General features: G+C 72.1%; 6 protein-coding genes. 3 read left to right on the forward strand and 3 right to left on the reverse strand.

Going from position 1 to position 6,512, the window contains the following annotated elements:
- A partial coding sequence (locus CCN42_RS35820; protein ID WP_211294867.1) for a hypothetical protein occupies positions 1-202 on the reverse strand: 202 nt, incomplete at its 3' end.
- A gap of 441 nt (positions 203-643) precedes the next feature.
- On the opposite strand from CCN42_RS35820, the gene CCN42_RS35825 reads away from it, so the two are divergent.
- The 3 genes from CCN42_RS35825 to CCN42_RS35835 all read left to right on the forward strand — a co-directional run bounded on the left by CCN42_RS35825 (position 644) and on the right by CCN42_RS35835 (position 4,389).
- Complete coding sequence (locus CCN42_RS35825) at positions 644-2,443, forward strand: carbamoyltransferase family protein (protein ID WP_086741527.1); 1,800 nt, start codon at positions 644-646, stop codon at positions 2,441-2,443.
- 72 nt (positions 2,444-2,515) lie between these two features.
- Entirely contained in the window at positions 2,516-2,818 is a 303-nt protein-coding gene (locus CCN42_RS35830; protein WP_143659886.1) for a hypothetical protein, read from the forward strand.
- Between the two features lie 878 nt (positions 2,819-3,696).
- On the forward strand, positions 3,697-4,389 hold the full coding sequence (locus CCN42_RS35835; protein WP_086741528.1) for a TetR/AcrR family transcriptional regulator: 693 nt from the start codon (positions 3,697-3,699) through the stop codon (positions 4,387-4,389).
- A gap of 153 nt (positions 4,390-4,542) precedes the next feature.
- Here the strand turns inward: CCN42_RS35835 and CCN42_RS35840 are convergent, their stop codons facing one another.
- Both CCN42_RS35840 and CCN42_RS35845 read right to left on the reverse strand, forming a co-directional pair.
- Positions 4,543-5,076, reverse strand: a complete 534-nt coding sequence (locus CCN42_RS35840) for a flavin reductase family protein (RefSeq protein WP_086741529.1) — start codon at positions 5,074-5,076, stop codon at positions 4,543-4,545.
- Positions 5,073-6,413: a cation:proton antiporter gene (locus CCN42_RS35845; protein ID WP_086741530.1), complete on the reverse strand. Its 1,341-nt coding sequence runs from the start codon at positions 6,411-6,413 to the stop codon at positions 5,073-5,075. Before CCN42_RS35845 ends, CCN42_RS35840 begins: the two co-directional genes overlap by 4 nt.
- Positions 6,414-6,512 lie beyond the last annotated feature (99 nt).

Below are 6,512 nucleotides of genomic sequence, written 5' to 3' on the forward strand. Positions count from 1 at the left end.
GCACCCACCCGCCCCCGTGCAGATAGGTGACCACCCGGCCCTCGTCGGATGCCGGGGTGTAGACCCGGATCCGGAACGACGACCCGTCCGCGGTGTCCACCCGGTGGTCGGCCGTCGTGACGGCGGGGCCGGCGTCGCCCTCCGGGCGGCGCGGGCGGACCGCGTTGGCGAGATACCGTTCCCGCGCCTGCTCGACGGTCATGGCGCGAAGGGAGGCCGGGGGGCCGCCGGCGCGTTGCCAGGTGATCAGGTTACGGAGTATGCGGTCCAGTGGCATGGCAGCCTCTCCCAGGGACTGGTTCGATGCTGAATACGGCGCATACGTTTGCCGCCGGCAATGCAATGGCGGCGATGTCGGGAAGGCGTGTGTTCGACTCCGCCACGCGCTCCGATTGTAAGCGACCGATCATGCCACAGCCTTTCGCCGAGCTGTGAGAAACGCACTTATAGCGGTGTGATCCGCATATTGCAACCGGCTGATCCGCGTCGGTAGCCTGGCCGGGAAATTCGGTAGGTAAAAGGACGCTCGAATTATTTCCGCACTTGGAAAGTCCGGCACGCAGCCGTCCGACACCGTCAGGGCTCTGTTCGCCGGCTGGCGGACCGTGCACGCGACGCAGCAGAACAGAGAAGGAAATTTGTCATGATTGTTCTGGGTTGCAACGGGTTCACCCGGGGCGCAGAAATCTTCGCCGACAAGTTCGGCGCGGTCGGGACGGAGAAGCACTACATCCTCGGCCATGACGCGGGCGCAGCGCTGTTGGTGGACGGCAAGCTGGTGGCTGCCGTGGAGGAAGAGCGGCTCAACCGGGAGAAGAAGACCTCCGACTTCCCGATCAACGCGGTGCAGTGGTGCCTCGAGAAGGCCGGCATCGAGTTCTCCGACATCGACCTCATCGCCATCCCGTGGAATTTCTCCAACGAGGTCTTCGACGCGACCATGCACGACCTGGCGTCGGCTCCGCTGCCGCCCATGGAAAAGGTCGACCGGCTCGCCCGCATCGGTGAGCTGTTCGACAAGGCGCTCGGCCGTGAAGCGATCCTCGCGGACTTCGCCGCCCGCACGGGATTCACTCCCGACCCGGAGAAGGTGGTGTTCGTCCAGCACCATCTCGCGCACGCGATGACCGGTTACTACATGGCGGGAATGAAGGACACCGCATTCCTCATCAGTGACGGTCGCGCCGAGCTTTTCTCCTCGCTCACCGGTGAAATACGCGACGGGAAGATCCGCGTCTTCGAAGAGTCGATCATCAGCGCGAACGACTCGCTGGGCAACCTGTTCGCCTCGATCACGCGCTTCCTGGGCTTCGTGCCGAACAACGACGAGTACAAGGTCATGGGCCTCTCCGGGTTCGCCGAGGCGCCCTCGCCGAACCCGTTCCTGGAGCACATCGTCCAGCTGCACGAGGGCGGACGCTACTCCCTGGTCCGGCCGCACGACCTGGAGAACCCCCGCTGCTTCGACGGCCTGTTCGAGCAGTGCTTCGGGCCGTTCCAGGACACCCTCGAGTACAAGGCCAACATCGCCGCCGCGGCCCAGGAGATGCTCACCGCCGTCACCAGCCACCAGCTGCGCGCCCTGGAGTCCAGGACCGACCTGAACCACCTGCTCTTCGAGGGCGGCCTGGCGCTGAACTGCGTGAACAACACCCAGCTGCTGGAGGGTTCGCGCTTCGAGGACATGTCGGTGAGCTTCGGCGCCAGCGACACCGGCGTCGTCATCGGCGCCGCCGTCCACGCCTGGGCCAACCACCCCGACAACACCGCCGAGGTCAAGTACGCCGACACCGTCACCCCGTACGTGGGACCGGAGTACGACGAGGCGACGATCGAGAGCACCCTGCGGGAGTTCGGCGGCCGGGTCGAGTACACGCGGATCCCCGACGGCGAGGTCGCCGACCAGGTGGCGAAGCTGCTCACCGAGAAGGTCGTCATCGGCTGGTTCCAGGGCCGGCTGGAGCACGGCCCGCGGGCGCTGGGCCACCGCAGCATCCTGGCGAACCCGAAGTTCCCGGACATCAAGGATGTCATCAACACCCGGGTCAAGCACCGTGAGCCGTTCCGCCCGTTCGCGCCGATCGTGCTGGAGTCGGACGCGGAGAAGATCTTCGAGATGGGCCGCAAGAAGCGATCGCCCTACATGACGTTCGTGTTCCCGGTGCGGCCGGAGTACCACAACATCATTCCGGGTGCGACGCACGTCGACGGCACGTCCCGCGTGCAGACCATCACCGACGAGGACACGCCGCTGCTGGCGACGCTGCTGCGCCGCTTCACCGCGCTGACCGACGTGCCCTGCCTGATCAACACGTCGTTCAACGTGGCGGGCGAGCCGATCGTGTGCTCCCCGGCCGACGCGCTGAACTGCTTCCTGGGCACCGAGATCGACTACCTGGTGCTCGGCAACTACCTCGTCACGAAGACCGGCCAGGCCGCCTGACGTCCGTGGTCCATCCGCCGGGACGCCGCACCGCGGCGTCCCGGCGCCGGGGTAGGGGAAGGGAGTCTTTCTATGTCTGCCGTCCATGAGACGGCCGTGGAACTCACGACGGTCGTCCAGCATCTGGAGAAGCTGGCCTGGGAGCTGCGCGACTCGAGCCGGCGCCGCATCCCGGCGGAGGTCAGCGCGGCCTGTGACGCCCTGAACTGCGCGGCACTGCTGCTGCGCACCCACCAGGACGTCGCGGACGGCCACACGGCCCGGATGGACCTCCTGTACGAAGCCGTCGCCTTGGCCCGCAGCACCGTGGAGGCGACGAAAATGGCGTGCCGCGAGCACGCGGGAGCACGTTCACGGGCCGGCGGCCGCGGCTGAGCGGCTCGCGCCGTCCCCGGCGCGCCCGACCGCACCGATGACACACCGGCCGTGGTCCGCCGGCGGCCCCGGGCGCCGTCGCGCCCCGGCCGGAGCCGGGGAAGCGCGGCCGGTGTGCCCGGTGGTGGACCCGGCCCGGCCCGGGGAGCAACCGCCGACGCGGTGCGGGAGGCCGCTCACGGCCACGGCGCCGCGGCTGTCGTCACAGCGCTGGAGCGCATCCCGCGGGAACCGCGCGGCGCACCCGGCGAGAACCACGGCGCCGGCGCCGGACCGTCGGGCGCGCCCGGCCTCGCACCGCACGTGCCCACCGGCCGATCGCCGGGACGGGCCATCGGGCCCACCGGTCGGCACCGCCGACCCGCCCGGGTGCGCCGCGCCGCGCTCAGGGCGCTGCCCATGACCCGGTCGCGGGGACACGGCCCGCTCGACGGTGCGACGGGATGCGGCGGGGCCGAAGGGACGTGCCTCCACGCCCTCGGCCCCGCCTTCGCGCGGACCGCCGGTCACTCATCCCCGCACGACTTCCTGCCGCGGGGCGCCGGCCGTCCCGGCGGCTCCGCTCGATCGCCCCCCGCGCGGGCACCGGTCCGGGCGCTGTGGGGGTCCCGGGCAGCGCGGGCACTGGCTCACCTGCTCAGATCCGACGCAGTCGGCGCTTCACGATCAGCGACCGCACCCGGCCCGGGGCCACCACGACCCCGCCGGAACCGGGGGCCGCCGGGACGGCTGTCCGACGGCCCCCCGCCGGTGCGGCCAGCGCCCGCCGTGGCGGCTCCCCCGTGCGCCGGCGATGGCAAGTGCCCCGCGCGCCCGCGGGGTCGAGCCACGCGGCGGTCGACACGTCATCACCCCAACGGTTTCGGAAAGCTGGTCTCATGGAGTCCCGGAGTCAACGCCCCGGCCGGCTGGGCCGGCCGCGCCGTCTGTCGCGGGAGGCGATCCTCAGCAGCGCTGAGCGGATCCTCACCGAGGAGGGGGCGGAGCATCTGTCCATGCGCCGCCTGGCGAAAGAGATGTCCAGCACGCCGATGGCGCTCTACTACCACGTCAAGGACAAGGACGAGCTGCTCACGCTGCTGCTGGACGCGCGCACCGAGCGCCTGCCCCGCACCGAACTGCCCCGTGAGCCGCGCGAGCGGCTCCTCGCGGGCGCGCGGACCCTCCACGGGATCCTCGCGGACTGTCCCTGGGCGGTGGAGGCGCTGACCTCCGAGGACCACGTGAGCGCAGCGGCGCTGAGGATCGTGGAGAGCATGATCGACGCCGCGGTCGCCTGCGGGATGAGCCACGAGGAGGCGCTCTACGCCTACCGTGTCATCTGGTACTACACCATCGGCGAACTGCTCGTCCGCCTCAACCGCGAGCGTGCCCGCCGCAAGGGCGAGGACACGCCCTGGGAGCGCGCGATGCTGTCCCTGGACCCCGACGCCTTCCCCCTCCTGGCCCGGCTGCGCGACCAGTGGGTCGAACTGGCGGCGGGCGACCATCACCAGCGCGGACTCGAGGCGGTCGTCGACGGGCTGCTGGCCCAGGGCGCCGTATGCCCCGGCACGGCCGGGCACCCGTGACCGCCCGAGCACGTCCCGGCCCGCCGGGCACATCCTGCCCGCCGGGCTCGTCCCGGCCCGCGGGGAGGGGCCGAGCGACATGCAGGCCGGCAGGGCGGCACGCCCTGCCGGCCTCGGCGTTCGCGGCGCCGCGCGCCGGTCGTCCGGGGCGCGTCAGCTCCCCGACCACGGCCTGAACTGCCGCAGCCCGTACAGCAGCGGCGACCGCGGACGGTGCCGCACGATCCTGCGGGTGCGGCCGAACACGGTCACGTGGTCGCCGACGGTCTGGGTCAGGGAGACGGTGCAGTCCGCCACCGTATGGGCGTCCCGGACCAGATGGGGCCCCGAGGCGTCGGTGTCCCGTTCCCACGGGAGCAGGTCGAAGCGGTGCGGGTTGCCCGAGGCGAACAGCTCGGCGGCGTCCTGGGCGCCCTCGTGCAGCAGGTTCACCGTGAAGGCGCCCCGGTCCAGGACGGCGGCCAGGGTCGGGCTGCCCGAGCGCAGGCACACCAGGAGCGTGGGCGGGGCGAGCGAGACACTGCACACCGACGAGCAGGTCATCCCCCAGGGCGCGCCGGCCCCGTCGACGCTGGTGACCACGCACACCCCGGTGGGGAAGCCGCTCATCATGGTCCGGAACTCGTCGGGCGTCGCCTCGGCCACCGTGGGCTGGGGCGAGGCGGCCGCGGCCGGGTATTCGGTCATCGGGTACTGCCTTCCGTCGCTACGGAGCGGGGGAGTTCGGAACGGGCCGGTACGCTGCCGCGTCGCTCGGCGCGGTCGACGAGACCGAGCAGCGGTCCCGTCATGGCCGTGGTCGCCAGGGCCATCACCACCAGGGCGAGGACCATCGGCGCCGGCAGGATGCCGGCCCTGTGGCCGGCCTCGATCACGATCAGCTCGGTCAGGCCTCTGGTGTTCATCAGCACACCGATACGGCGCGCCGGTCCGGGCCGGGTGCCGGCCAGCCGGGCCCCGGCGTAGCCGCCGAGCAGCTTGCCCGCGCAGCCGAGTACGAGCGTGCCGGTGATCAGCGTCCAGGACGCGGCGCTGAACGCGTCGATGAGCACGGTGACGCCGGTGACCACGAAGAAGACCGGCGTCAGCATCCGCCCGGTGTGCGACACGGCGGCCACGGGCTCGGTCCACGGGGCCGGTCCCGCGTCCGGAACCGCCGGGTCCTCAGCGGGGACCGCCGGGTCCTCGCCGGGGATCGCCAGACCCACCAGCGCGGCGCCGACGATGGCGGTCATGCCCAGGTGCTCGGTGAGCAGGGCCGTGCCCAGCGCGGCACCGCCGAGCAGCGCCGCGGTCGTCCGCGGCAGCCGGCGGCACAGCCGGCGCGCCGGTCCGGTGCGCAGCGCCAGCCGCAGCAGGAGCGCGCAGCCACCGCCCGCGAGCAGCGCGACGGCGGGCTCCCACAGGCCCGACAGGTCGTCCGCGCCGAGTCCCACGGCGAGCGTGAGCATGATCCAGCCCAGCCCGTCCATGACGATGGCGGACGCGAGGGCGAGCCGCCCCTCGGCCGACTCGCTCAGGCCCCGGTCGCCGAGGATCCGGGACAGCACCGGGACCGCGGTGATGGACATGGTGACCGCGACCATCAGGCAGAAGGCGGGCAGCGGCACCTCGCCCCGGGCCGCCGCGTCGTCGGTGAGCGCGATCAGCCCCACCAGCAGCAGACCCGTGGTGAGGGGCACCAGGAAGGCGCCGGCCACCAGGGCGGACAAGGCCTGCCGGGGCGGACCACCCGGTCCGGGCCGCAGCTTGTGGGCGAGGCCGACGAGGTAGAGCACGAGCCCGGTCTGCCCGACGAACGTGAGCGCGTCGAGGACGGCGGCCGGCAGCAGCGCGTCGAACAGCGCGCGGTCGGACAGCGCGAGCACGGCGGGCCCGACCAGCAGCCCCACCGTGACCTCCCCGACGACTTCCGGCTGACGCAGCCGGCCTGCGGCGCTCCGTCCCACTCGGGCCAGGAGCAGCACGACGGCGAGCGCCGCGGTCACATGCGCGGCACGGGAGAGGAGGTCCGATACGTCCATGGCGGTCTGGGCCTTTCGTGGCCGTTCCGGCGCGGTCGGTCCGACAGGGAGGGCTCCCACTGGGGGCAAGGGGGCAAGGGGGCAAGGAGGCAAGGAGGC

The organism is Streptomyces glaucescens (assembly GCF_002154375.1).
In the GTDB taxonomy this organism is placed as follows: Bacteria; Actinomycetota; Actinomycetes; order Streptomycetales; family Streptomycetaceae; genus Streptomyces; species Streptomyces glaucescens.

Bases quoted from the DNA above. Each gene is read 5' to 3' on its own strand.
- CCN42_RS35825 (WP_086741527.1), top strand. From the start codon at position 644: ATGATTGTTCTGGGTTGCAACGGGTTCACCCGGGGCGCAGAAATCTTC.
- CCN42_RS35830 (WP_143659886.1), top strand. From the start codon at position 2,516: ATGTCTGCCGTCCATGAGACGGCCGTGGAACTCACGACGGTCGTCCAG.
- CCN42_RS35835 (WP_086741528.1), top strand. From the start codon at position 3,697: ATGGAGTCCCGGAGTCAACGCCCCGGCCGGCTGGGCCGGCCGCGCCGT.
- CCN42_RS35840 (WP_086741529.1), bottom strand. From the start codon at position 5,076: ATGACCGAATACCCGGCCGCGGCCGCCTCGCCCCAGCCCACGGTGGCC.
- CCN42_RS35845 (WP_086741530.1), bottom strand. From the start codon at position 6,413: ATGGACGTATCGGACCTCCTCTCCCGTGCCGCGCATGTGACCGCGGCG.